General features: G+C 69.4%; 17 protein-coding genes and 3 pseudogenes. 8 read left to right on the top strand and 12 right to left on the bottom strand.

Annotated elements, in window-relative coordinates; translation table 11 throughout:
* Window positions 1-51 precede the first annotated feature (51 nt).
* From OG609_RS09560 to OG609_RS09510, 11 genes and pseudogenes are all read right to left on the bottom strand, one after another.
* Entirely contained in the window at window positions 52-2,622 is a 2,571-nt protein-coding gene (locus OG609_RS09560) for a GmrSD restriction endonuclease domain-containing protein (protein WP_327272424.1), read from the bottom strand.
* 83 nt (window positions 2,623-2,705) lie between these two features.
* Window positions 2,706-2,852: a hypothetical protein gene (locus OG609_RS09555; protein ID WP_327272423.1), complete on the bottom strand. Its 147-nt coding sequence runs from the start codon at window positions 2,850-2,852 to the stop codon at window positions 2,706-2,708.
* 40 nt (window positions 2,853-2,892) lie between these two features.
* Window positions 2,893-3,606, bottom strand: a complete 714-nt coding sequence (locus OG609_RS09550; protein WP_327272422.1) for an HAD family hydrolase — start codon at window positions 3,604-3,606, stop codon at window positions 2,893-2,895.
* A 6-nt stretch (window positions 3,607-3,612) separates the two neighbouring features.
* Window positions 3,613-6,654, bottom strand: coding sequence for an alpha-mannosidase (locus OG609_RS09545; protein ID WP_327272421.1), 3,042 nt, complete (start codon window positions 6,652-6,654; stop codon window positions 3,613-3,615).
* 136 nt (window positions 6,655-6,790) lie between these two features.
* Window positions 6,791-7,142 (bottom strand): annotated as a pseudogene (locus OG609_RS09540) (alpha-amylase family glycosyl hydrolase); the annotation flags it as partial.
* A 244-nt stretch (window positions 7,143-7,386) separates the two neighbouring features.
* Window positions 7,387-9,141 (bottom strand): glycoside hydrolase family 35 protein, encoded by a 1,755-nt coding sequence (locus OG609_RS09535; protein ID WP_327272420.1) that lies wholly within the window; start codon window positions 9,139-9,141, stop codon window positions 7,387-7,389.
* A gap of 57 nt (window positions 9,142-9,198) precedes the next feature.
* Complete coding sequence (locus tag OG609_RS09530) at window positions 9,199-11,163, bottom strand: glycoside hydrolase family 5 protein (RefSeq protein WP_327272419.1); 1,965 nt, start codon at window positions 11,161-11,163, stop codon at window positions 9,199-9,201.
* A gap of 85 nt (window positions 11,164-11,248) precedes the next feature.
* A complete protein-coding gene (locus OG609_RS09525; protein ID WP_327272418.1) occupies window positions 11,249-12,094 on the bottom strand; it encodes a carbohydrate ABC transporter permease in 846 nt (281 codons plus the stop codon).
* A gap of 5 nt (window positions 12,095-12,099) precedes the next feature.
* Window positions 12,100-13,092, bottom strand: a complete 993-nt coding sequence (locus tag OG609_RS09520; RefSeq protein ID WP_327272417.1) for a carbohydrate ABC transporter permease — start codon at window positions 13,090-13,092, stop codon at window positions 12,100-12,102.
* Window positions 13,089-14,363, bottom strand: a complete 1,275-nt coding sequence (locus OG609_RS09515) for an ABC transporter substrate-binding protein (RefSeq protein ID WP_327272416.1) — start codon at window positions 14,361-14,363, stop codon at window positions 13,089-13,091. Before OG609_RS09515 ends, OG609_RS09520 begins: the two co-directional genes overlap by 4 nt.
* A 141-nt stretch (window positions 14,364-14,504) precedes the next feature.
* Window positions 14,505-15,662, bottom strand: a complete 1,158-nt coding sequence (locus tag OG609_RS09510) for an ROK family transcriptional regulator (RefSeq protein ID WP_327272415.1) — start codon at window positions 15,660-15,662, stop codon at window positions 14,505-14,507.
* A gap of 237 nt (window positions 15,663-15,899) precedes the next feature.
* Between OG609_RS09510 and OG609_RS09505 the strand changes: the two genes are divergently transcribed.
* From OG609_RS09505 to OG609_RS09490, 4 genes and pseudogenes are all read left to right on the top strand, one after another.
* On the top strand, window positions 15,900-17,936 hold the full coding sequence (locus OG609_RS09505; RefSeq protein WP_327272414.1) for an alpha-galactosidase: 2,037 nt from the start codon (window positions 15,900-15,902) through the stop codon (window positions 17,934-17,936).
* Window positions 17,937-17,980: 44 nt separating this feature from the next.
* The gene (locus OG609_RS09500) at window positions 17,981-18,841 is read left to right on the top strand and encodes an alkaline phosphatase family protein (RefSeq protein ID WP_327272413.1); all 861 of its coding nucleotides are present in this window, start codon (window positions 17,981-17,983) and stop codon (window positions 18,839-18,841) included.
* A gap of 99 nt (window positions 18,842-18,940) precedes the next feature.
* Entirely contained in the window at window positions 18,941-20,773 is a 1,833-nt protein-coding gene (locus OG609_RS09495; protein WP_327277987.1) for a glycoside hydrolase family 36 protein, read from the top strand.
* 68 nt (window positions 20,774-20,841) lie between these two features.
* Window positions 20,842-21,105: pseudogene (locus OG609_RS09490) on the top strand (transposase); the annotation flags it as partial.
* A 368-nt stretch (window positions 21,106-21,473) separates the two neighbouring features.
* Here OG609_RS09490 and OG609_RS09485 read toward each other — a convergent pair.
* Complete coding sequence (locus OG609_RS09485; protein WP_327272411.1) at window positions 21,474-21,650, bottom strand: hypothetical protein; 177 nt, start codon at window positions 21,648-21,650, stop codon at window positions 21,474-21,476.
* 319 nt (window positions 21,651-21,969) lie between these two features.
* Between OG609_RS09485 and OG609_RS09480 the strand changes: the two are divergent.
* The 4 genes and pseudogenes from OG609_RS09480 to OG609_RS09465 all read left to right on the top strand — a co-directional run.
* Window positions 21,970-22,329: pseudogene (locus tag OG609_RS09480) on the top strand (MMPL family transporter); the annotation flags it as partial.
* A gap of 395 nt (window positions 22,330-22,724) precedes the next feature.
* Window positions 22,725-23,414, top strand: a complete 690-nt coding sequence (locus OG609_RS09475; RefSeq protein WP_327272410.1) for a 4'-phosphopantetheinyl transferase family protein — start codon at window positions 22,725-22,727, stop codon at window positions 23,412-23,414.
* Window positions 23,415-23,624: 210 nt separating this feature from the next.
* Complete coding sequence (locus OG609_RS09470; RefSeq protein WP_442818067.1) at window positions 23,625-24,746, top strand: DmpA family aminopeptidase; 1,122 nt, start codon at window positions 23,625-23,627, stop codon at window positions 24,744-24,746.
* A 112-nt stretch (window positions 24,747-24,858) separates the two neighbouring features.
* Window positions 24,859-25,413, top strand: coding sequence for a hypothetical protein (locus tag OG609_RS09465; protein ID WP_327272408.1), 555 nt, complete (start codon window positions 24,859-24,861; stop codon window positions 25,411-25,413).
* Window positions 25,414-25,468 lie beyond the last annotated feature (55 nt).

Raw genomic sequence — 25,468 nt, 5'->3', positions numbered from 1 at the left:
TCGACGCGTGAGTGGAGGGGCGTCCGACCCATCGGCTCGGCGCACGCGCGCTCAGGCTGTGTCCCGGTTCTCCCAGCAGTCCCGGAACCATGCCAAGGTCTCGGCGAGCAGTTCGCGGTTGTGATCCTTCTCCAGCAGTGACAGACGGAAGTTGGGGCGCAGCTCTATCTTTCCTTCCGGGATGGCAACACCCTCCAGGACGTTGAGCCGCCTGAGGAGTTCAGCGCGCAGTGCGCGGTCGGTGAACGGTTCACGTGCCGCCAGGTACTGGAACACCACCTCCGCCGTGCCGCCACGCCCGCCGCCCGGGTAGAGCGTCAACGGCCAGATCCCGCGGCCCGGCGCGCCCGCCTCCCCGAACATGAGGAAAGCGCTCGTCGTGACCTGGCCCGCCCCGTGCCCGATCCAGCCGCCGAGCTCCTCCCAGCGGGCGAAGACCGCGCGCACCGCCTCCACTGTCTCGGGCGAGTCGTCCGCCGCGAGCTGACGGAAGAACCGGTTGGCGCGCGTCTCCTCACCCTGACCGTCCGGCGTGCGCTGCGCGGTGTCCTCGCCCTCGGCCTGATCGTCGTCCTCGGCGACCAGCAGGGCGAGCTCGTCGGCGGTGAGACGCTGCGCCGGATCAGCGGCTCCGTTCACTGTGAAACGGACGCCGTCGGCGATCAGCCGGGTACGGACGTTGCCTCCTTCGTCCACGGGTGTCCAGCGGAAGCCGTCGGAGACCTTGCCCTCGGAGGTGAGCACCCGGTACGCGTTGACCACCCCCGGCGTGTTCGCCAAGTGGTTTCCCACGGCCTGGGCACCGGAGCCGAGGAACGCGGCGAGATCGCCGTAGGACGTCCACGTGCCGTGGGGGAGTGCCGCGAGCACCTGATGCGCCAGGTGCCAGTCCCGGCTGCGCTCCGCGCGGCCGACTCCGCGCAGCGGGGCCGGCCACAGCGCGATCGCACGGTCGGCCAGCTCGTCGGCACGAGCCAGGATCTCCTCCGCGCCCCAGCGCTCGGTCGCGGCGATGCGACGGTTGATCTCCAGGTGGCTTCCCTGCAGCAGGCCCTGCTTGCGCTCGAAGGGATGGTTCGACAGTTCTGAGTTGACCGCAGTGAGCGTCAGGTTCCCGAGTGTGTGCTGCAACCGGGAGTGCAGGTCCTCCGCGCTCTCTCCGTCGGCCGTGTCCTCACCCAAGATTCGGATCCACTCGTCGCCGGGCGACTGCGGCATGACGTGCTCGATGGTGAGCTGCGCGGCGGCGAAGTCCACCGGCTCGGGATGCTCGTAGCTCTCCTCCAGCCGCTGCAGCACCATCTTGCGCTGGTGCCAGCGTCCGAACTGATAGAAGGGCGCCGTTCGGATCTTCTCCCGCAGCTCGCCGTCGGAGGGCCAGAACCGATTGTCGGCGGAGAGCAGCTGGTGCAGCCCGTCGGCGACGGGCACGTCGAGCGGCAGCTGCCCGGGCATGGCCTGAAAGACTCTGTTGAGGTTGTTCGTCGGTACCCGGCAGATCATTCGCCGCACCAGAAAGCTCTCGACGTACGACATCGCTCGGGCTGTGTCCGAGGAATCGAGTTCCCCACGCTCGCGCCGGTCGAGCAGCAGCATCAGAGCGGGATAGGTGACCTGGGCCTGCCAGGCGTCCAGGCGGTGCAGATGGGCGCGGATCGATGCGTCCGGCTCCTCCTCGGGATGGAGTAGCCGGCGGAAAAGAGCGGCCCGGCGGTGCAACTCCCTGACGTACGCCTCGATCTCCGCCTCGCCTGCCTCGCCCCGCTCGAAACGCTGCTGCTGGGCCGCGTACAAGTCCTGGCGGCGCGCCCGGTCGTCACCGTCGAGGACCAGTTGCAGCCACATGAGCTGTTCCAGCTCTTCATTGCTCAGGCTGTCCTGCAGCGGAAGCCAATAGGTCTCGTAGACGTGCTCACCGCGGGTCGACAGCCGCATGAACAGGTAGTTGCGCAGCAGGTCCGCCTGGCTGAGCTTGAGCCCCGTATTGTTGAGAGACTCGAAGATGCGGTGCACGTTGTCGCCGCGCTCGGCGGTCACCGCCACCAGCGTCAGCCTGGAGGTGATGGCCTGCTCGATTCGGAACACGTCCTGCGGGGCAGTGGGCCCGGCCGTCTCGACCAGCTTGCGGCGGAAGAAGCTGTAAGCCGCGGCGACACTTCCGCCGGCGGGCCGCTCCGCGAGCGGGCCGCGGACGTGGGCGGCGAACTGCGGCCGGTCCGCCTGGGTCGGCAGCAGCCGGAAGTGCTCGTTGCCGCTCTTGCGCTTGTTGATCAGGTATTCCTCGCCTATGCGTTCGGCCTCGTCGGGCTCGGCGTCCTTGATGTGATCGCGGATCGCGGCCAGGGCGAGGGAGAGCGTGGTCAGCCGCTGCTGACCGTCGACGACGAGCCAGCGGGGGAACGTCGCCTCGTTCTGCGGGGACGGCGCGAGCACCACGGACCCCAGGAAGTGCGTATTCGCTTTCTCCCCGCGCTCAATCAGCTCAGCCTGCTCCAGGATGTCGCTCCACAACTGTCTGAGCTGCTTCTCCGTCCAGGAGTACGTCCTTTGGTAGAGCGGCACTTGGAACTGCTGGGCCCTCCCCTGCACGAGATCGGCGAACATCGTCTCTTTCGCCTGCATCGTGGGTCCCCCTTGGCGGTTAATGCGGCCGTGACACGTGGGAACGACCCTAGGGCCTTCCGCTGAGCGGCGGCGGGACTTCCTCAGCGCTCGTCCGAGCAGGCACACCACAGTGCATAGGCGCGGTCCATCTCATACAGAGCTGCGCGAGTGAAGCGAACATCGGTGAAGGCGCGGTCTACGAGCGAGACCAGATGGGCGGCGCCGTGCTCCACGCGCTCCCTGCGCACCCGGTCCTGGACCCGCTAGCGCGAGCAGTGGGTGACGGCATCAGGCGGTCTGCGTCGTCGGCACGGTCAGCGCGGAGAGCAGCGCCAGGTCGGCCTGTTCGAGGCTGTCCAGCAGGGTGATCCGGGCGGCCTCGGCGATCGGCACGGTGGAGGGGACGGCCACCACCGAGCAGCCGGCGGCATGCGCGGAGGCGACCCCGGCCGGTGTGTCCTCGACGGCCACGCAGACCGAGGGGTCCAGGCCGAGCCGATCAGCGGCGGCCAGGTAGGGGGCGGGGTCGGGCTTGGTGCGTTCGGTGTCCTCGGCGGCGAGGGTGACGGAGAACCAGCCGTCGCCGAGGTGGCCGAGGACCAGGTCCACTATGCGGCGGGGGGAGGCCGAGACCAGCGCGGTGGGCACGGCTGCGTCGTGCAGTGCGGCGAGCAGTGCCAGGGCGCCGGGCCGGGGGACGACCCCGGCGGCGACCTTGACGCGGAACGCGTCGGTGAGGAGCGCGGCCAGGGCATCCGGAGTGAGGCCGGTGCGGGTCATGCGGTGCAGATGTGCGGCGGTGTGGTCGACGGCGCGGCCGAGCACCTCGGGCAGGTCCTCCTCGGTGAGGGTGTGGCCGAGGCCGGCGGCGAGTTCGGCGGTGACCTGGAGCCAGAGGTGCTCGGTGTCGACCAGGGTGCCGTCCATGTCGAACAGGACGGCGGCGGGGAGTGCGGGCACGGCGGTCCTGCCTTCGTGGGTGTGAGGTGTTGCGACGGCCACGGGTACTCAAGCCCCCTGCCGGGGCCTCAGCCGGAGAGTGAGGATCTGGAACGGGCGGAGTGCCAGGCGCACCCTTCGGCCGTCCGCTTGTACGGCGTCCACGTTCTCGCGCGGGTCGAGTTCGCGCTCCAGCAGATCGGTCTCGGCCGCCGACGCCAGCGGGAAGCCGGCGGTCAGAACGGTTCGGGCGCGTCCGCCGTGGGCCTCGTAGAGGCGTACGACGATGTCGCCGGAGCGATCGTCGGCAAGTTTGACCGCCTCGATGACGACGGCCTCGTTGTCCGCGGTGACGAGCGGTTGGACCTCGGTCGAGCCGGGGAGGCTGCGCTCCGGCTGGTTGAACTCGTAGCCCTCGCGGACGGCGTCGGCGATGTCGGCGCCGATGACGAACCCGTAGCGCAGGCGGTGGTGGCCCTGGTCGGCATCCGGGTCGGGGAAGCGGGGAGCGCGGAGCAGGGAGAGCCGGACGGTGGTGGTGGTGCCGCCGCCTGCGCGGACGTCTCGGGTGACCTCGTGCCCGTAGGTCGAGTCGTTGACCACAGCCGCGCCCCACCCCCGTTCGCCGAGGTGCAGGAAGCGGTGGGCGCAGATCTCGAACTTGGCGGCGTCCCAGCTGGTGTTGGTGTGGGTGGGGCGCCGGACATGTCCGAAGGGGATCTCCGCACTGGAGTGGTCGGCCCGCACGTCGAGCGGGAAGGCGGCCTTGAGGAGCTTCTCCTTCTCGTGCCAGTCGATCTCGGTGTCGATGTCCAGACGGCGGGAGCCTTCGGAGAGGGAGACCAGCTGTTCGATGCGGGAGTCACCGAAGGTCCGCACGATCCGGACACCGCCTTCCTCCGCCCTGACCGAGTCGGCGTCGAGGAGGTTGTGAACGGTGTTGCGGTAGAAGGCGTCGATGTCCCAGGCGTCGTACTCGTTGGGGAAGTCCTGGTGCAGCTGGAGGAGGTTGGCGGCGGCGCCGGGGGCCAGCGCTTCGCGGTCGGCCGCGATGTCGTACGCCGAGGTCACCAGGCCCTGGGCATCGATCCGGACGCGGACCAGGCCGTTGTCCAGCGCGAAGCCGTCCCCGCAGGGGACCGGGGCGACGGGTCGGCCCGGCGGCCGGGTCCGGAGCGTGGCGCCGAGGGCGGGGACACCGCCGCGGGCGAACGGAGCGGCGTTGAAGACCACGGGCAGGTTGCCTTCGCCGGCCAGGGCGCGCTGGGCGGCGTCCGTCATCGCGCACAGCTCGGCGGTGACGGCGGCGTAGGTCTGCTCCGCCTCCCGGTGCACCCAGGCGATGGAGGAGCCGGGCAGGATGTCGTGGAACTGGTGCAACAGGACCGTCTTCCACAGCCGGTCCAGGGCCTGGTAAGGGTACGCGAATCCGGTGCGCACGGCGGCGGTCGCAGACCACAGCTCGGCCTCTCGCAGCAGGTGCTCACTGCGCCGGTTGCCCTGCTTGGTCCTCAGCTGGCTGGTCAGCGTGCCGCGGTGGAACTCCAGGTACAGCTCCCCCTGCCACACCGGCGCGTCGGGGTATTCGGCATGTGCCCGCTGGAAGAAGTCCGCAGGGCTCTCGATGACGACCCTGGCCGAGCCCTCCAGGTCGACGAGACGCTCGGCCCGGGCCAGCATCTCCCGGGTGGGACCGCCGCCGCCGTCTCCGTAGCCGAACGGGAGCAGCGAGCTGTTGGCTGCCTCCTTGTCCTGGAAGTTGCCGACGGCATGGGCGAGTTCGGCGCCGGTGATCTCGGCGTTGTAGGTGTCGACCGGCGGGAAGTGGCTGAAGATCCTGGTGCCGTCGATGCCCTCCCACCAGAAGGTGTGGTGCGGGAACTTGTTGGTGGTGTTCCAGGAGATCTTCTGGGTGAGGAACCACCGGACCCCGGCCAGTTTCATCAGCTGCGGCATGGCCGCGTTGTAGCCGAAGGTGTCGGGCAGCCACATCTCCTCGGTCTCGACGCCGAACTCGTCGAGGTAGAAGCGCTTTCCATGGATCAGCTGCCGGGCGAGGGCCTCGCCGCCGGTGATGTTGGTGTCGGGTTCCACCCACAGGCTGCCGACGGGGAGGAACTGCCCCTTCTTCGCCTTCTCCTGGACCCGGCCGTAGACCTCGGGGCGGTGCTCCTTGAGCCAGGCCAGCTGCTGGGCCTGGGACATGGCGAAGAGGAAGCCCGGGTGGTCGTCCATGAGATGGGTGACGTTGGAGAGCGTCCTGGCGACCTTGCGGACGGTCTCGCGCAGCGGCCACAGCCAGGCGGTGTCGATGTGGGCGTGTCCGACGGCGGACATGCGGTGGGCGCTGGCGGCCGCAGGGGCGGCGAACGCCGGGCGCAGCACCTCGCGGGCGGCGGTGGCGCTGCCGGCGATGTCCTGCAGGTCGACTGCGTCCAGGGCCCGCTCGATGGTGTGCAGGAGCTGCCAGCGGCGCGGGTCGGCCTCGGGCAGTTCGCGCATGAGCCCCCCGAGGACGTCCAGGTCGTGGACGAGTTCCCACACCTGCGCGTCGAAGACCGCCAACTCCAGTCGGAGCAGCTGGTACAAGGGTGCGCTCTCGGAGTCGGCTCCCGTCATCCAGGAGGGCCGGTCCCCGGTCCGGGACGGGATGTGGTCATCGACCAGGTTGGGGTTGGCGGCGGCCTCGACGTAGTAGGTGAAATCCTCGCCGCCGACCGCCGGGTCGGCGACCGGAATATAGGCGTTGCGGGGGTTGAGGGCTTTCACCACGCTGCCGTCCGCCCGGTAGACCAGGCCCTCGGCGGAGAAGCCGGCGCCGGTGACGTTGAAGCCGAGGTCGATGACCGCCTCGACCCGCAGGCCGGCCCACTCCTGCGGAACCCTGCCGCTGATCCTGAACCAGCTCGTGGACCAGGGCGGCCCCCACCGGTGCCCGAGCGCCACGGGTTCGTACGGTGCGGCCAGGCCGTCGGACACGGGGACCGGCTCGCCCGGCACGCTCCAGATCGCGATCTCGACCGGGACGGGACGGGCGTGGACCGCGGGCCGGATGCGCTGGTTCAGCACCCGGTCGAGCCGCTGCTCGGTGAGGCGTCGCTTGCTGTGCATTGGATTCCTCTGTCGTCGGTGGAGGACGGTGATCTTGTTGCGGCCAGCCGGCCGGCCGTCAGGAGCGGCGCGGGAACGGGGGCGCCAGACCGTCCACCACACCGTGGTGTTCGCGGCCGGCTCGAAGCTCGCGCCGTGGGAGCCCTACCACGATGATGCGCAGCCAAAGCGCGTGGGCGTCCCGGATCAGCGCGTCGGCGTCAAGCCGCGTGCCGAGCGCGGGCTGGACCGCACGGTGGTCGGCGATGTCGTAGCCGACGGTCGGCCTGTGGGGAGGCGTAGAAGGGGTTCAGCCACAGGGCGTCGACGCCGAGCTCCTTCAGATACGACAGCCGGCTGCGCACGCCCGGGAGGTCACCCACGCCGTCGCCGTTCCGGTCGGCGGAACTGCGCGGGTACAGCTGGTGGATGACGGCCTGTCTCCACCGGATTGCCGGGGATCCGGCCGGGGCGGCGGTGTCATGGGCACCGGCAGGGTGCTGGGGCATTCTCGGTCCCTCTGGAGGTTCGTGTCGGCGTGGCCGGTCGGTCCACCGGCTGAGAGCCTGTCGGGTGACCTCTGATCGGGCGGCCACGGCCTGGCACGCACGCTTCCGGCGTTGCCGAAATACCCTAGTAGCTCCGCTACGAGGCCATCCCGGCGCCTTGGAATCGCACGCACCATGCCGCGTCCGCTCTCCGATCGAAGGTCACCCGACAGGCTCTGAGGCGTACCGACCGGTGTCGCGGACGTCAGTCCTCGATGGGGCCCAGATCTGGAGTGCCTCGCAGTTCCACCGTGCGGGTGGTGGAGCCGTGCAGCTCGAGGACCGTGATCTCGTTCCGGCCGGCATTCAGGATCGGTGCGGGGACGTAGAGAGTGGTCTGCGGTCCTCGGGACCAGTACCGGCCGAGTGCGAAGCCGTTGATCCAGACGTGGCCCTTGGTCCAGCCGTCCAGGGCGATGTAGCCGTCGGCCGGCTGCTCGATGTCCAGGTGTCCACGGTGGAACGTGGGGCCGACCGGGGGCGAGGCGGGATCGAACGCGGTGAAGGACAGCCGGCCCAGATCGTCGAGAGGTAGCGACCGGCTGTACCAGCCGTCCGGGGCCAGTGCGTTGACGGAGACCTCGCCGAGCAGTCCCTTGCGGTCGTGCATGCGCTGCCCGTAGTTGACCCTGCCCTGGTTCTCCACCAGCACGGCCAATTGCGCGCCGCGCCGGGGGGTGTGGAAGGCGAGGGTGTGCTCATGGTTCTCGCGTTCCAGGACGCCGACCGGCTGGCCGTCGACGAAGACCTGGGCGCGATCGTGCACCTCGGCGATGCGGAGGACGGTCGGCCCGGCCGCCGGGAGCGCCGTCTCGTACAGGATGAATCCGAGGGACTGGCCGAGCTGTTCCATGACCTGCGGGCGGTCGGCGTGCACCGCGCTGCCGAGCCGTTCGCGCTGGTCCAGGAGGCTTGCGCATGCGGTGAGTTCGGCGACGACCGGGTCGAGCTTGGGCGCGGGGGCGGGTACCGGTTCCTCGGGGACGGGCGCGTACCGGGCGATGACCTCGCGGAAGGCGGCGTATTTGGCGGCGGGGTCGCCGGCCTCGTCCAGAGGCGCGTCGTAGTCGTACGACGTGACGGTGGCGCGGTACGTGCCCTTGTCGTTGGCGCCGTTGGTGAAACCGAAGTTGGTACCGCCGTGGAACATGTAGATGTTGACCGAGGCACCGGCCGCGAGCAGCCGGTCGAGGTCCGCTGCGGCGTCGGCCGCGCTGCGGGTGACATGGGTGCCGCCCCAGCGGTCGAACCAGCCGATCCAGAACTCGCTGCACATCAGCGGCCCGGACGGCTGATGCGTGCGCAGTTCGGCGAGCCCGGCGTCCACCCGGCTGCCGAGATTGACGGTGCGCAGGACGCCGTCGAGGCCGCCGCGCTCCAGGTCGGAGGGCTGGTCGCACGTGAACAGCGGCACGTCGACTCCGTGCCGGTGCAGCAGCTCCGCCAGATTCTCCAGGTAGCCGGAGTCGTCGCCGTACGCACCGTATTCGTTCTCCAGCTGCACGGCGAGGACCGGGCCGCCACGAGTGGAGAGGTAAGGAAGGACGGGCGGCAGCAGGGCAGCGAGGTAGTCGTCCACCGCCTTCAGGTAGCGCGGGTCGCGGCTGCGCAGTTCGATGTCCTCGTCGGCGAGCAGCCAGGAGGGCAGGCCGCCGCCCTCCCACTCGGCGCAGATGTACGGTCCGGGGCGGAGCAGCACATGCAGGTCTTCGGCGGCGGCCAGGTCGAGGAACCGGGGAAGATCGAGACCTGCGTCCAGCCGGAACTCACCCGGATGGGGCGAATGAAGGTTCCATGGGACGTAGGTCTCGATCGTGTTCAGTCCCATCAGGCGCGCCTTGCGAAGCCGGTCGGCCCACTGTTCCGGATGGATCCGGAAGTAGTGCAGCCCGCCGGAGATGATCCGCAGCGGTCGGTCGTCGAGACGGAAGCCGTCTGCGGCAACCTCGAGTCGTGGCATGGCCGTGGTCTCCTCGATGATGGAACTGATGGAACTGATGGAACTGATGGGGGTGGGTCAGCTCAGCGGACGGCAGAGCAGTGCGTCGGGGACACCGCCGTTGTTCCACTTCCAGGTGAAGGCGACGCCGGCGATGTACTCGTTGTCGGTGCACTGACCCTTGTAGTAGCCGGGGGCCCAGTCGCTTTCGATCGAGCCGCCCGTGGCGGGGCGGTTGTCGCCGTGGTCGAACCAGACGTTGCGGCCGTTCAGCGGCAGCGGCGCGGCGGACGGCGCGCAGAGCAGGCCGGCCATGGAGTTGCCGTTGACGCTGTAGCCGACGGCGAAGGTGTTGTCGGGGCACTGGAGCTTGTTGTAGCCCGAGGCCCAGTCACCGTGGGTGACGTAGCGCTCGTCATGGACGGCCACCCAGGCGCCGGCTCCCTTGGCGGGCTGGTTCGCGTCGGTGCACAGGCCGCGCTTGTCGCTGCGGCCGAGGCCGGTCAGGCGCTGGCTGTCGGGGCAGTTGCCCTTGCGGTAGCCGGGGCTCCAGTCGCCCTGGGCGAGCATGCGGGAGGAGACGTTGTGGTCGCGGAAGTCGAGGTTGAGCATGTTCCAGTGGTCGACCTGTGCGACCGGACCGGAGACGCCCGAGGCGTTGACCAGCTTGTTCCAGTCGGCGGACCGCCAGTCACCGGAGTCGCTGAGGCTCTGTCGTTTGCCGGCGGTGTCGTAGGAGATCAGGGCCCAGGTGTCCTGCGGCGCGCCGTTGGCGCCGGTCCATCCGACCAGCGGCCAGATGGCGAAGTCGGTGTCGTTCTCGACCAGGATGTCGGTGAAGTTGCCGAACCAGGTCTTCTCCTTGGTGTCCTGCGACCCTCGGCCGCCGGCACCGAACTCGCTGATCCAGACGGGGGCAGTGAAGTGCTGGCCGGACTGGGTGACGAACAGGGCCTCGTCGTGCACCAGTTGCTTCAGCTTGTCGAGCGGGAAGTCCTCGTACGGCCAGTCGTTGGTGTGCCCCGGTCCGCTGCCGGCACCCGTGTAGTTCGGCCCGGTGTAGCCGTAGAAGTGCGCGGCGTAGACCAGCTTCCCGGAGGAGATCAGGGTGTTGGAGAGTTCACGGACCGGCGTCAGCATCGGCCTGCCGTAGTTCAGCCCGTCCAGTGGGATGCCGTACCAGTTGATGCCCTCCATGATGACCAGCATGTCGGGGTCGGCTCCCAGGATGCGCGTGCCCGCCAGCTCGAAGGCCGCGTAGGTGTCGTGGTCGTCCCCCCAGCCCCAGTTGGGGTCGTCCCAGGTGTCGCGACGAATCTCGTTGCGCAGGTCGGCGCCGACGACACGCTTGTTCGCCTTGTAGCGGTTCACCAGGAAGAGCCAGTCCTGCTGCCACTGCTCGGCGGACTGGCCGCTGTTCCAGCGCTCGTTGCCGTCCAGGCCGCAGCAGAAGCGGTAGGTGGTGGTGTGGTTGTTGAGGATGACCGCGAACCCGTCGGCGGTCAGGGCCGCGACCACCGCGTCGTACACCTGCAGCGGGGTCTTGCCTTTCAGCTGCGGGTTGGCCGCGACCGCGGAGTCCGGTACGACCGTGGTGTCGCGCATCATCGCGTTGGCGAACGGCAGGCGGATGCTGTTCAGCCCGAGCTCGTGGAAGTCGGCCATGATCTGCGTCATCGGCGCGCGGTCCAGGCCCAACGGGATGTTGTGCGACATCTGGTCCGCCTGGTGGTTCGCGGGGTCGTTGACGTCGCCGCTGCCTTCCCAGGTGCCCTGGGCGCCGGCCCAGTTGCCGGCCTTCAGCTTGAAGCGGTTGCCGTTGGCGTCGACGATGTACCGCCCGCGGGTACTCAGCGGTCCCGTCCAGGAGGCTGCCAACTGCGGTCCGGTCATCGCAGTGGCGGTGACGGTGCTGGTGGCGCTGGGGGGCGCTGCGGCGGAAGCGGAGGTTCCCGCGAGGACGAGGGTAACCGCGGCTGCCGTGGCAGGCAGGATTCGGGAGAAGAATTTTCTGACGGCGGGAGCCGACCTGTCGGATCTCATGATTTCCCCTCCATGGGGGGTGGGAGTGGGGGGTCGGATCTTCAGGTGGTGCGGCCCGGACCGGTGGTCCGGAGTCAGGAGCGGCTCAGCCCTTGAGGCCGCTGGTGGCGATGCCTTCGACGATGTAGCGCTGGGCGACCAGGAACATGGCCACCAGTGGGGCGATGGTCACGACGGCTCCGGCGAACAGTCCGGGCAGGTTGATGGTCTGTGAGGTGAGGAACGTCGACAGGGCGATCTGGGCCGTCCACGCGGACGGGTCCTGGCCGATGACCAGCGGCCACAGGAAGGCGTTCCAGCTGTCGATGAAGGCGAGCGCGCCGAGCGAGGCGAGCATCGCTCCGGACGACGGCAACGCGATCCGGCGGTAGAGGCCGAGCCAGCCGAGCCCGTCCAGGCGTCCCGCTTCCTCGATCTCGCTGGGGAACTGGAGGTAGAAGTTGCGGAAGAGCAGGACGGCGAATGGGTTGAACAGCCCGGGGGCGATGATTCCCCACAGAGTGTTGACCCCGCCCATGGAGCCCACGACGACGAAGGTGGGCACGAACGTCACCGAGCCGGGGATCATCAGCGTGGCCACGACCAAGGCGAGCAGGACGCCGCGTCCGGGCACCGGGATCCGCGCGAGGGCGTATCCGGCGGCCGAAGCGAGGAGCGTCGACACCGGGGCGGTGATCGCGGCGATCAGCAACGAGTTGCCGAGGGCCTGGCCCATGTGCAGGGTGGGGTCGCTGAAGAGCGAGGTGAAGTTCTCCCAGTGCATCGTCGACGGCCACCACGTCCAGTGCGGTGACGTCAGGTCCTGCGTGTCCATCAGCGCGTTGCGCAGCATCAGGTAGAAGGGTGCCAGGAACACTGCCGTCAGCAGGCCGGCCAGCACGCCGCGCACGGACCGGCGCAGTACCTGCGGCAGTTGTCGGGTGGTTGCCATGTTGCTCACTCCTCACCCTTGCCGAAGCCGGTGAGCCGGCCCTGGACCAGGGTCACAACGACGATGAGGGCGGTGAGCACGAAGGCTCCGGCCGACCCGAGGCCGTAGTTCTGGGCGCCCATCGCGGTGTCGTAGAGGTAGCCCAGAGGGGTTCGGATCGGGGCCGCGGCCGACCCGGACAGCCCGCTGTTGAACAGGTTGTAGAACTCGTCGAACGCCTGGAAGGCGGCGATGAACTGCAGCATCAGGACGGCCACCGAGGTGTTGCGCAGCATCGGCAGGGTGATCCTGCGCAGCAGGCGCAGGCCGGTGGCGCCGTCGAGGGCGGCGGCTTCGTACATCTCCTTGGGGATGGCCTGGAGCCCGGCGAGGAAGAGCACCATGTAGAAGCCGACCTGGAGCCAGAGGCGGAGGGTGATGAGGACGACCCAGTACAGCGGTGGCGAGGTGGTCTGCAGCCACGGGACGGCATCCATGCCGAACCATCCGCCGATCGTGTTGGCGATGCCGCTCGGCAGCCCGTTGAACAGGCTCATCTTCCACAGCAGGGAGGCTGCGACGTAGGAGACGGCGGCCGGGATCAGGAAGGCGGTGCGCAGCACGGCCCGGCCGCGCCGGATCCGGTGCACCAGCAGCGCCAGTCCCAGCGAGGCTGCGAACGTCACCGGCACGATGAACACCGTGAACAGCAGGATCTGGCCGAGCGACTTGCGGAACACCGCATCGGAGAGCAACGCCTGGTAGTTGTCCAGGCCGACCCAGTGACCCAGGGCGATGCTGCCGCGGGCCTCACTGAGGCTGAGCAGGAAGCTCCAGCCGATGGCGACGTACTTGAAGAGGCCCAGGCCGATCAGCAGGGGCCCGGCGAGCAGTGCGAACGCTCCCCAGGCACGCCAGTCCGGGCGGGAACGGCGGACGGGGGCGGTGCCCCGCGGCTCGGCCGCGGGGCACCCGACACGCTCGTGGTGAAGCGTGGGTGGAGGTGCGGACTTCATCATGCGCGCTGCTTGTCGATCTCGCCCTGGGCCTTCTTGGCCGCGTCGGCCAGGAGCCGCTCCGCATCGCCCTTCCCGCTGACGATCTTCGCCGCAGCCGCGGTGAAGAGGGAGCTCACAGCACTGTTCCAGGTGCTGGGGTTGTTCCTGCCGTACTCGGCGGCGAGCTCGACGGTCTCCTTGGCGGGCCCCTGGGTGAGCTTGTCGGCGGTGGCGGCGACGGACGTGCGCGGCGGGATGTGGAGGCCGTAGCTCTGCGACCAGTCCGTCTGGAGGTCGGTCTGCTGGATCCAGAGCCACTGGACGAACTTCTTGGCCGCGTCCACGTTCTTGCCCTTGGCGTTGACGCAGGTGCTCCAGCCGCCGACGCGCACCACGGGCTTGCCGCCGGGCTTGAAGGCGGGCCACGGCAGGACGCCGAAGTCGTCGCCGAGCGCGGTCTTGATGGCGGGCATCGACCAGAGGCCACCCCACTGCATCGGGACGACGTTCTGGGTGAGGGCGGCGGGATCCCACCAGTCGGTGGTGAAACCGAGCAGCAGGGACCGGTCGTCGTGAAGGCGCTTGAGCCCGGCCACGGCCTCGGCGGCCTGGGAGGAGCCGAAGCCCGCCTTGCCGTCGTCGGTGACGAGGTCGCCGCCGTTGGAGAACACGGACAGGATGGCGCTGTCGCCCAGGCCGTCCTGGCCGACGAACAGACCCTTGGTCTTCTTGGAGCTCAGGGCCTTGGCCGCGTCGGCGAGCGCGTCGAAGCTGTCGGGCGGGGTGATGCCGGCCTTGGACAGCACGCTCTTGCGGTAGTAGAGCATCATGACGTCGTCGAGCGTCTTGACGCCGTAGAGCTTGCCGTCGACGGTCACCATGTCGCGGGCGCCCGGGTTGAAGTCGGACTTGGCACTGCCGTAGATGTCGTCCAGTTGGGCTATCTGGCCGTGCCGGGCGAAGCTCTCGCTGAAGTCGCCTATCTCGAAGACGTCCGGGGCGGCGTCGGTGAGCAGGGTCGCGTAGAGCTTGCCGGAGTAGTCGCCCGGGGTCCAGGTGACCTTGACCGCGATGTCCGGGTTGGCCTTGGTGAACGCGGTGGCATAACGGGTGAGGGCCTGCTGGGTGCCGGCCTCGCCGTAGGCGTGGGACCAGACGTTCAGGGTGGTCTTCGCACCGGAGGAGCCACCGCCGGCCGGGTCGGTACTGCAGCCGACCGCTGCTCCGGCGACGAACAGGATGGATCCGCCGAGGAATCCTCTGCGGCTAAGCTTGGAGCTCCGTGCGCTCACTTCGCGTCCTTCAGGTTGAGAGGGTTGGGTGTACGTGTTGTTGTCCGGCGCAGCCGGTGTCCGGCATTCACAGTTGGCAGACGGTGATGGACATCGGTTGCGCCGGAAGCTTGGGCCGGCGAACAGGATGGTGACACTCGTTCAGGGGAATAGGGCTTGGATGCCGACGACGGCGGCGCCGCGGGCCCACTCCTCCCAGGGGAGCGGACGCAGGGTCAGCGGGCATTTCGCCGCTGCTTTGAAGCAGTGCGCTTCGTAGGCGTCCCTGATGTGCATTCCGAAAAGGTCGTAGGTGTCGAGCCCCTCGCCTGTGACGACGACGCGCTCGGGACCTACGAGGTTCACAAGTGTGGCGATGCCGACGCCGATGGCGTGGCCCGCCCTCGCGAAGACGCCCTGCGCGGCGGGGTCTCCACCACGGGCGAGCTGAACGGCGCCGTCGAAGTCCAGGTCCGGGTCGTCGGTGGCGCAGCGGATGGCGGCGAGGACGGCGTCGCTGGAGGCGATGGCCTCGACGCAGCCGACCTGGCCGCAGTGGCACCGTGGCCCGGCCGGGTCGATGCTGATGTGCCCCATCTCTCCGGCGACGCCGTACGCGCCTGCGACCAGCTCACCGTTGATGACGATCCCGGAGCCGATCCCGGCTCCGATGGTGACCAGCGCGAAGTACTCGGTACCGATGCCCTCGCCGAACCAGTGCTCGGCGGCAGTGATGGCCTTGACGTCGTTCTCCACGGTGACGGACAGGCCGGTCGCCGCGGCGACGGTATCGGCCAGCGGCACGTCGCGCCAGCTGGGGAGCACGGAGTAGCGGACACGCCCGCAGGGGCGGTCCACGTCGCCGGAGACCGCGATGCCCAGATGCCGGGTGCGGGCCCGGTACTCGGGGTTCGCGTCGAGAAGTTCGGCGACGAGGTCGGCCAGTAGCCCACAGACGGCGGCCGGGTCGCGGTCGCCCAACGGCCGACTGGCGGTGGTGCGCATCCGGGCCCGCAGGTCGCAGACCGCGCCGAAGAGGGTGTCGGCACTGATCTTCACACCGACGACGAACTCCCGGTCGGGAGTGACGGCCAGCGGGTTCACGGGGCGTCCGGCCCCCGGAGCGGTGCGCTCCGGGGGGAGCTCGTGCAGGTAGCCGTCGTCGATGAGCGGTCGCGCAGCCTTGGTCACAGCGGTCGAGGACAGGCCCGTCCGGCGGGCCAGCTCCACCCGGCTGAGCGGGCTCTCGGCCAACAGCAGGGCGAGGATGGCGGTTTCGGCCGGTGCGGTGACCAGTGGCCGCGAGTGGTTTGGAAACACGGCGGCAACCTACCGGCAAATAAATAACTTCGTCCAGTATTGATTTTCCCGCCCGGGCAGTCCTACGCTCTGGCCCAACTCCGGGCGCTTCCACCGTTGTTCATCATGGCCGGCCGCCCGGTCCTCACCGACGCTCGACACCCCTCGGGACCTCCTGTGCCTCCCACGCCCTCATCCGTTTCGTTCGACCCCGCCCGCGGGCTAGCGGTCCTGCGGACCCCGCACAGCGTCTACGCCGTGCGCATCGGCGCCGACGGCAGCCCCCGGCATCTGCACTGGGGGGAAATGCTCGACACCGACGCCCTCGGTGGACTGCCCGCGGCCACCTCACCTGCCGCGAGCAGCTTCGAGGCAGAGCCCGCCCCGGACGAATTGGCCCCGCAGACCGGTGCGCGGTTCGGGCCGGCCGGCCTCCAAGTGCGGTTCGCCGACGGCACCCGCGGCGCTCAGTGGTCCTTTACCGGGCACACGGTCCGGGACGGGGAGCTTCGCCTGCACCTGGCCGACCGCCGCTACCCGCTGGCCGCCGAACTGTGCTACCGCGTCCGCCCCGGCAGTGACGTCATCGAGCGCTGGGTGGAACTCACCCACACCGGAGCCGACGACTCGGGCCCGGTCACCGTCGACCGGCTGGACTCGGCCTCCTGGACGGTACCGGCACTGCCCGACTACCGGCTCAGCCACCTCGTGGGCGGCTGGAACAGCGAGTTCCAGCTGCACCGCGACCGGCTCCCGGTCGCCGAGACCGTGCTCACCAGCCGCCGCGGCGTCACCAGCCACCACGCCAACCCCTGGCTCGCCCTCGACGACGGCACCGCCGACGAGGAACACGGCGAGGTCTGGAGCACTGCCCTGGCCTGGAGCGGAAGCTGGCGCATCACCGTGCACCGCGACCCGGTCGGCCGGACCACTTGGACCGGCGGCTTCGGCCACGAAGGACTCAGCTGGACCATCCAGCCCGGCCAGAGCCTGCACACACCCGTCTTCGCCGGCCTCTACACCCCCGGCGGCTTCGGCGCCGCCAGCCGCGCCTGGCACACCCACATCCGCACCAGCGTCCTTCCCGCCCCCGACCACGACCGGCCCATCGTCTACAACTCGTGGGAAGCCGCCGGCTTCGACGTCGGCCAGCCCGGCCAGCTACGCCTGGCCCGGCTGGCCGCACGTCTGGGCGCCGAACTCTTCGTCCTCGACGACGGATGGTTCGGCGGCCGTACCGGCGACCGGGCGGGCCTCGGCGACTGGACACCCCGGCCCGAGGCGTTCCCCGACGGGCTGCGCCCACTGGCCGACGAGGTGCACCGCCTGGGCATGGCCTTCGGACTGTGGGTGGAGCCGGAAATGGTCAACCGCGACAGCGACCTCTACCGTGCCCATCCCGACTGGGTCATCCACGCAGCGACTCGGGACGCCACCGAGCTGCGCAACCAGCTCATGCTGAACTTCGCCCGACCTGACGTCGAGGCCTGGGCCCACCGGACCCTGGACCAGCTGGTGCGCGACCACGACGTCGACTGGCTCAAGTGGGACGCCAACCGGGTCGTCACCGAAGCCGGATGGGCCGGCCACCCGGACCCCGACCGGCTGTGGATCGACCACACCCGCGCCGTCTACCGGATCATGGACCGCCTCCGCACCGACCACCCCGGCCTTCGCATCGAGGCCTGCGCGGGCGGTGGCGGACGGGCCGACCTCGGCATCCTCGCCCGTACCGACCAGGCCTGGACTTCCGACAACACCGATCCCGTCGACCGGATCAGCATCCAGCACGGCTTCAGCCAGCTCTTCCCCGCCCAGTCCATGGCCGCCTGGGTGACCGACAGCCCCAACGTCACCACCGGCCGCACCACCCCTCTCCGGTTCCGCTTCCACGTCGCCATGGCCGGAGCGCTCGGCCTCGGCGGAGACCTCACCGCCTGGTCCGAGGAGGAGCTCGACGAGGCCACCGCGCTCGTCATCCGCTACAAGCAGATCCGCCCCCTGGTCCAGCACGGCCGCCAGCACCGCCTCCACGGCCTCGGCGGAGTGACAGCCGTGCACTACGCGTCCCAGGACGACACCGAACACGCCGTCCTTGCCTGGCGCCCCGCAACCCGCTTCGGCCACCAGCCCCCCAGGCTCGCCCTGCCGGCCCTGGACCCCGCGGCCCGCTACCTCGACATCGACGAGGGCACCGCCCACAGCGGCGCCGTCCTGACCCGGCGGGGCATCGACCTGCGGCTGCCCGCCGACGACTACGCCAGCCGCCTGATCCGGCTGAGCCGGACCGTCTGACCCCCCGCCCCCTTCTGCCCCCGACTCACGAAGGAACCGAGAACATGCCCACACCCCGTGTCCTGGTCGTCGGCATCGACGGCGTCCGCCTCGACCTGTTGCCCCTGCTGGACACCCCCAACCTCGACGAACTCGCGAACGCCGGCTTCCTCGCGCCCGTCCACATCGACGACGACACACCGACCATGTCGGGCCCCTGCTGGACCACGATCGTCACCGGTGTCGGCGTGGCCAAGCACGGAGTCTGGGGCAACAACTTCACCGGAAACCGGCTTGGGGTGTTCCCCGACTTCACCACCCGGCTGGCCGCCGAGCACGGGCTGCGGACCTTCGCGGCCGGCGGTTGGGAACCCCTGTTCCTGGCCCGGCAGGGCGGCCCGGTCTTCGCGGCCCCGAGCAGGCTCGCCTACATCGCCCCGCGCGAAGACACCCCGCAGGCCTGGGAAGAATGCGACCAGAGCGTGACCGACGAAGCCGTAAGGGTTCTCAGCTCCGGCGAAGACCTGGACGCCTCCTTCGTCTACCTCGGCGCCGTAGACGAGACCGCCCACTACCTCGGCTGCGGCCCCGAGTACCGGCACGCGATCGAGACCGCCGACCGACGACTCGGACAGCTCCTCACCGCCGTACGCGGACGTCCCGACGCCCGGTCCGAGGAGTGGACCATCATCGCGGTGACCGACCACGGCCACCGCGACGAAGGCGGCCACGGCGGGCGCAGCGCATCGGAACGCACCGCCTGGATCGCCGCGAACGGCCCCGGCATCACCCCCTCCACCACACCGGACAGCCTCCGCCACGCCGATGTCGCCCCCCACGTCTACGCCGCCCTGGGTATCGCGCCCGACCCGCACTGGACGCTCGACGGACGGCCCTTCCACTCCCTCACACCGCAGATCGCCTGACGCCGGCAGGAAACTGCCGGCCGGCGACCCCCAGGCGCGGCAGCCAACCACAAGGACGCCCCACTCGCGTCCCGCAGAGAGGTCCCCTCCGTGGACACCATGTCCATCCACTCCGTCGACCTGTCCGCCTTCGACCCCGGCCAGTGGGAAGACGGCGAATACACCCTCAATGTGGGCGACACACGAATCAGCCTGCGTACCCTCGCCGACAGCGCCACCCTGACCCTGCCGCACGACGGCGCTGCCGGGACCGACGCTCTTGTCACGGCAACGGCGGACGGCACCGTGACCCTGCGCCTGGACGTACCACTGGGCGACGCCGCGGGCTTCTGGCACCCCGACGCCGGCTGGGAGCGCACCCTGCCCGCCGACTGGTCGGCATGGCGCGGCCTGTCACTCGTACGATCCGCACCCGTCGGCTGCCTCTACGACACCGCCGGTCGCAGCCTGCTCGCCCTCGCCACCGACCGCACCGTCCAAGAGACCTGGATCCGCTTCGGTGTCTCCGAGGAGCGCAAGCGCTTCGGCGTGTGGCTGCGGCTCCCCCTCGCCGCCGGGCAGACCTGCCGAGTCCGCATCCCCGCGCCGGGCACCACCATGGCTGCCGCCCTCCGCCGGCTCCGCCAGTGGCTCGCCTGTCTGCCCGACGGTGAGCCGCTGCCCGTTCCGGAGTTCGCCCGGACGCCCGTCTACTCGACCTGGTACGCCTTCACCCAGGACATGACCGCCGCCGAGGTCGAGGAAGAGGCCGCCCTCGCCGCCACCCTCGGCTGCGGCCAGCTGTTCCTGGACGACGGCTGGCAACTGCACGGCAACGGCCGCGGCTACGCGGGCTGCGGCGACTGGCAGCCGGACCCCGTCAAGTTCCCCGACTTCCGCGCCCACGTCAGAACCGTTCGCCAGACCGGACTGCGCTACACCGCCTGGATCGCCCCGCTCCTTCTGGGAGAGCACTCCTCCGCCTACCAAGCCTGGGCACCGTACGCGCCGCACCACGTCCCGCACCTCGACTGCCACATCCTCGACCCCCGCCACGCCGAGGTGCGCGCACACATCGCGGACACCTGCCGCACCCTGGTCGACAAGTACCGACTCGACGGCCTGAAAATCGACTTCCTCGACGAGGCCATGGCCTACGCCGCCGCACCCGACCAACCGGCCCCCAGTTACATTCCGGACGTCGGAGAGGCGATGGCCGCGCTGCTCGCCGACATCCGCGACGCCCTGCGGGCCCTGCGCGGCGACCAGTTCGTCATCGAGCTGCGCCAGCCCTACACCGGGCCGGCCATGACCGCACTCGGCAACGCGCTGCGCGCCACCGACTGCCCGGCTGATCCCGTCGCCAACCGCATCCGGACGCTGGACATCGCGCTGCTCGCACCCGGCGGAGCAGTCCACTCCGACATGCTGATGTGGGATCCGCGGGCAACACCGGAAAGCGTGGCCCGCCACTTCCATGGGGCCCTGCACTCCGTGCCGCAGATCTCCGCTCGCCTCACCCGGCTCTCCCCGAACCACCGCGACACCCTCGCATTCTGGCTCGCCACCTGGCGTCGACTGGCTCCCGTCCTTACCTCCGGCCACTACGAACCCGGCCGCCCGGACGAACTCTTTCCCCAGGTAACGGCCACCTGCGGAAACCAACGGGTCATCACCAACTACACCGACAAGGTCGTCCCCCTCCCCACCGAGGCCTGGCGTTCCCTCTCCCTCATCAACGCCCCCACCGCTTCACGGATGGTGTTCGACGTGTCCGGACCACCCCGCCGGGTCTGCGTACAGACGTATGACGCCCGAGGTCGATTGCAGCAGGCCACGGCTCTCTCCCTCACACCAGGCATCCACACGATCGAGGTACCGCCCTCCGGATTGTGCGTCCTCGACGGGAGTGTCATGAATCAGGCGCTGACTCTCCAAGAAGGAGTCACCTGATCGAGTCCGCTGAGGGCGCGTCGCTTGCCGGGTCCGGCGAAGGGGTCCAGGGTGCCGACGTGAAGTCGGTGCCGGTATCCGTGAACGGTCTGTCCGTCGAGCTGCTGGAGGAGCCGGCCGCGCTCGCGGCGGAGCGTACGGCCGAGGGCGGGCTGCGGCTGATGGGCGAGGGCGGGCTGTTGCCCGAGCCGGCCCAGCACCTGATGCAGGCCGCGCTGGAGGCCGAGATGGACCAGCACCTGGCCGCGGGGGCCGGACAGGCCGGCGGCCGTGGGTCACGTTCGGGCGGCAACACCCGCAACGGCTACCGGGCCAAGAAGGTCATGACGGAAGAGGACTCGACCGCATCGGCCGCACGATGAAGGACATCCATCGTTGGGTCTACGACACCACTGACCAGAACTTCTTCGGTTTGGCGGTCCTGCGGCCACGCGCGTTTGTGTGGCGATCGACATGGAGCGCCTGCGACGCATCGCGCACAAGACCAACGCCCCCACCACCCGAAGCCGCGTGCTGGCTGCCTTCGAACACGTCGTCCAACAACCCTCCGGCGTCTCCCGCTTGGTCACCGAGGTTCGTGACTGGCAGCAGGGCAAGGTCTCCGCTCGGGGCGGCAGCCTGGAATCGAGGGAAGCCGCTGCTGAGCGAGGGCGAGCGGCCGCCGTTGCGCTTTGCAACGGCGGCCGCATCCAGAGGGCTGTTACGACAGCTCTCGCTCGATCTGGCTTTCGTTGATCTTCTCTTCTCGCATGGTCTTCTCGTTCTGGACGGCGTAGCGAGTCTTCGCCCCGCTGCCCTCGGTCTGCCGGATCTCGCCCTGCTGCTTCTGGTTCTGCTGGTCCCGGTACTCGACGCGCTGTCCCTGGCGGTATGTCATGGGAATCTCCAAGTCTCGTGTGGGTTGACGGAGGGCCGACCCCGCTCGTTCGGCGAGGGATGCGCCTCCTCGGCGCCTGCGACTGTCGCTCGGCATCCTCTGACAGCCCACCCCCATGTCCGCGCTACGGCAACCACTGTGAGGCGAACGGGGTATGGCTCGACCCCGGCCGAGGTCGCGCCAGTGGTGATCAACTTTCGGTGACGGCGGTCAAGCGATACTGATGCGGGACAGTCGAGCTTCGCTGAGGGCGCGGGCTGCCGGAGCCTCGAAGGTCCCCGTCCAGGTCACCCTGAAGCCGGGGGCGCACACCAGCTTCCACGGCGCGGATGCCCGCACGGCGATCGAGTCCGGCTTCCGGCACAGCGCGAAGGTCGTCACGACCGCAGCCCTCATCATGATCTCCGTATTCGCCGGCTTTGTCGGTTCGCACGACGCCATGCTCAAGTCGATGGGCTTCGGCCTCGCGATCGCGGTCTTCTTCGACGCCTTCATCGTCCGCATGACAATCGTGCCCGCAGTACTTGCCCTCCTCGGCAAGCGCGCCTGGTCCCTGCCCGGCTGGATCGACCGCATCCTGCCCAACGTCGACATCAAAGGCGAAAAGCTCACCCAACGGGCACCGGACAAGCAGCACAAGGACGAGGACAAGCTCCCGCAGTACAGCAGCAGCCACTGACCGAAACCCTGGGGTGCAGCACGCCCGTGTGCTGCACCCCAGGCATGTATCCCAAGTCCTGGACCCACGACCACAGGACTTCTGAGCGCTGCCGAACGTCCTCCCAGACGTCCACGGTCCGTCAACCCGCCCGTCGTCCAGGCGCCGCCGCACCGAAGGCACCCAGCAGCCTGGTGTGGGGCATGGCTGCCGTTGCTGCCTCGGCCATCCTCGTATCCCTGCGTGCCACACAGATCCGTTGGCCGAGCCTCGCCGAGACGAAACCCGATCCCTCGGTCCTGACGTGACAGTTGCAACACCGGTCCGGTTCGCCACGAACTGAAAACTCTTCAGTCTTCGGGCAGGCTTCGGAGACGATGCAGAGGATGGATCAACCAGCCGGTACGAGGGGGAACATGATTGAGAAGATTCTGCCGTCCCAGGTGGCCGTTGCCGAGGCGCTCTCCGACCCGCCAGGCGCGGTTCTCTTTCCCGGTGAGGAAGAGCTGATCCGTAATTCCGTGGAGGGCCGGCGCAAGGAGTTCACCACCGCACGCTGGTGCGCCCGGCGCGCGCTCGGCGAACTCGGTCTCGCACCCGCCCCCATCCTGAAAGGCGAACATGGTGCGCCGATATGGCCGGGAGGAGTGGTCGGAAGCATGACCCACTGCGCGGGCTACCGAGCAGCTGCAGTCGCCCGCCGGGCGGATGTGCTCACCGTCGGCATCGACGCCGAACCGCATGAGCCACTGCCCGACGGGGTGTACGAGATGATCGCGCTCGCGACGGAACAGCAGCGCGAGCTCGAGCTGCGTCGGGCGTGCCCCGAGATCTGCTGGGACCGGCTGCTGTTCAGCGCGAAGGAGAGCGTCTACAAGGCGTGGTTCCCGCTCACCCACCGCTGGCTCGGCTTCGAACAGGCCGACATCGTGCTCCACTCGAACGGCAGCTTCACCGCCGGGCTGCTGATCTCCGCCACGGAGCCGGACCTGGCTGCGGGGGCAACGGAGCCCCCTACGGCTTTCAGTGGCCGCTGGCTGGTCGCGGACGGTCTCGTGGTGACCGCCATCGCTGTCGGGAGCGAGCCGAAAGCGCCCACCGGGTAGCGGGGCGCCGCATGCGGTCACCACTGCGGTACATGGCACGGCGCGCAGTCCGGGGTGACGCGTGAGGAGACCCGGGAGAATCATGCCGGTTGCCGAACGCGTCGTCTCGAACATCAGCGGCGGGGAGGCCGGATACGACGAAACGTCGGCTCGCACCTCGTCCGACGTGCGGGTGTTCCCGTAATCTCTGACCGCATGAGTGCAGACCGCATGGGCGAAGACCGCAAGCGTGCACGTGAGTTGGGCATCCCTCTGACAGGTGAGCCGGGGCCGTGGAACGCGATCACGGACGTGCCCGGTGTCGAGGTAGGGTACGTCACCCTGGTCGAGGGCGAGGACGTACGCACCGGAGTTACGGCGCTCCTGCCGCGCGGGCGGGACGGCGTGGGTACGCCCTGCGCGGCCGGCTGGCACTCGTTCAACGGCAATGGTGAGATGACCGGAACCGCCTGGATCGAGGAGAGCGGCTCACTCGCCGTGCCGGTGGTCATCACGAACACGTACGCGGTCGGCCCGGTGCATCGCGGCGTGGTCGAGTGGGTGCGCGCCAACCGTCGTGGTATGGCACCGGAGTGGCTGCTGCCGGTGGTCACCGAGACCTGGGACGGCCACCTCAACGACATCCATGGCTCGGCCGTGGAGTCCCGTCATGCGGCGGACGCGATCGAGGCGGCGGCCTCCGGCCCGGTCGAGGAGGGATGCGTCGGCGGCGGAACGGGCATGCGCTGCTACGGCTTCAAGGGCGGCTCGGGGACCGCATCGCGGGTGGTGCAGTACGGCGAGGACCGCTACACCGTCGGCGCCTTCGTGCAGGCCAACTTCGGCGCACGGCGCGAACTGATGGTCGCCGGTGTGCCGATGGGACGTGAACTGTCCGATCCGGCCGAGACGCCGGCCCCCGAACCGGTGCCCGGTGGGGAGCCCCAGGTGCCGCCCGGCGCGGGCTCGGTGATCGTGGCCGTGGCGACCGACGCGCCCCTGCTGCCGGGGCAGTGCAAGGCGTTGGCCCGGCGGGTGACGCTGGGCCTCGCCCGCACCGGCACCACTGGAAGCCACTTCTCCGGGGATCTCTTCCTGGCCTTCTCCACGGCCAACCCGTCCGCGCTGACCAGTACGTTTCCCGCGGACGACGGCAGCGCGCCGTACGAGTCGATGCGCTTCGTGCCATGGGGCCGGATGGATCCCTTCTACGGTGCGGTGGTCGAGTCGGTGGAGGAGGCGGTGCTCAATGTGCTCACCGGCGCACACTCGATGACCGGCCGGGCGGGTCACCACGTCCCGGCCCTCCCACTGGGCCAGGTGACCGAACTTCTGGCGGCGCGCAGACAGTGACGCAGCGCGGAGGCGTGGCTGACGGCGCATTCGGAGGTCGCAGCCGGGACAGACGGGCGCAGAGCGTGGCGGTCACTGGTCTCGTACAGGTTAGTCGGCCATACTGCCCGCCGTGGAGCAGCGCATAGATCCGAACACTCAGCCCGGGTACGCCGCGGGGACAGACCCGGCGTACATCCCTGGTTTCACGGCCCCTGTTATTGCCGGAAAGCCGGATACGAGCCAGGAACAAACAGACCAGGAACAGACGGACCAGGAAAGGACAGAGGAGCGGGCGCCCGGCGCCGTCGCCCGCGACGATGCCGTTGCGGAGGCCGTATCCGACGATGCGACAGCCGGCGGGGAGGCCGCTGCCGAAGCGGCGGCTGACGACAAGGAGGCGGAGGACGGCCCCGTATTCGAGGTGAGCGACCGCCGTGGGTCGATCACCGCGGACCGTGACGGCGTCCGGTTCCGGCTGGACGACCAGGAGGCCGAGTTCCACTGGGACGAGATCGGTGCCGTTGAGGTGAAGACTCCTCGGTTCGGCCGCCGGTTCACCGTTACGGTCCATATGTCGACTCGTCGATGGTTCAACGCCGAGGTCGAGGCACCGGCCAGGAACGATCTCAAGCAGTGGGCAGGAGAACTTGACGCGGTCCTGGACGTCTATTTCGAGGAGTCCTGACCACGGCGGTGTCGCCCGAGAGGCGGGGCCGGCGGCCGAAACGGCCGCCGGCCAC

The organism is Streptomyces sp. NBC_01224 (genome assembly GCF_036002945.1).
Classification (GTDB): Bacteria; Actinomycetota; Actinomycetes; order Streptomycetales; family Streptomycetaceae; genus Streptomyces.
Note: the sequence above shows the minus strand (reverse complement) of the source record. Positions and strands in the feature narration are given on the sequence as shown.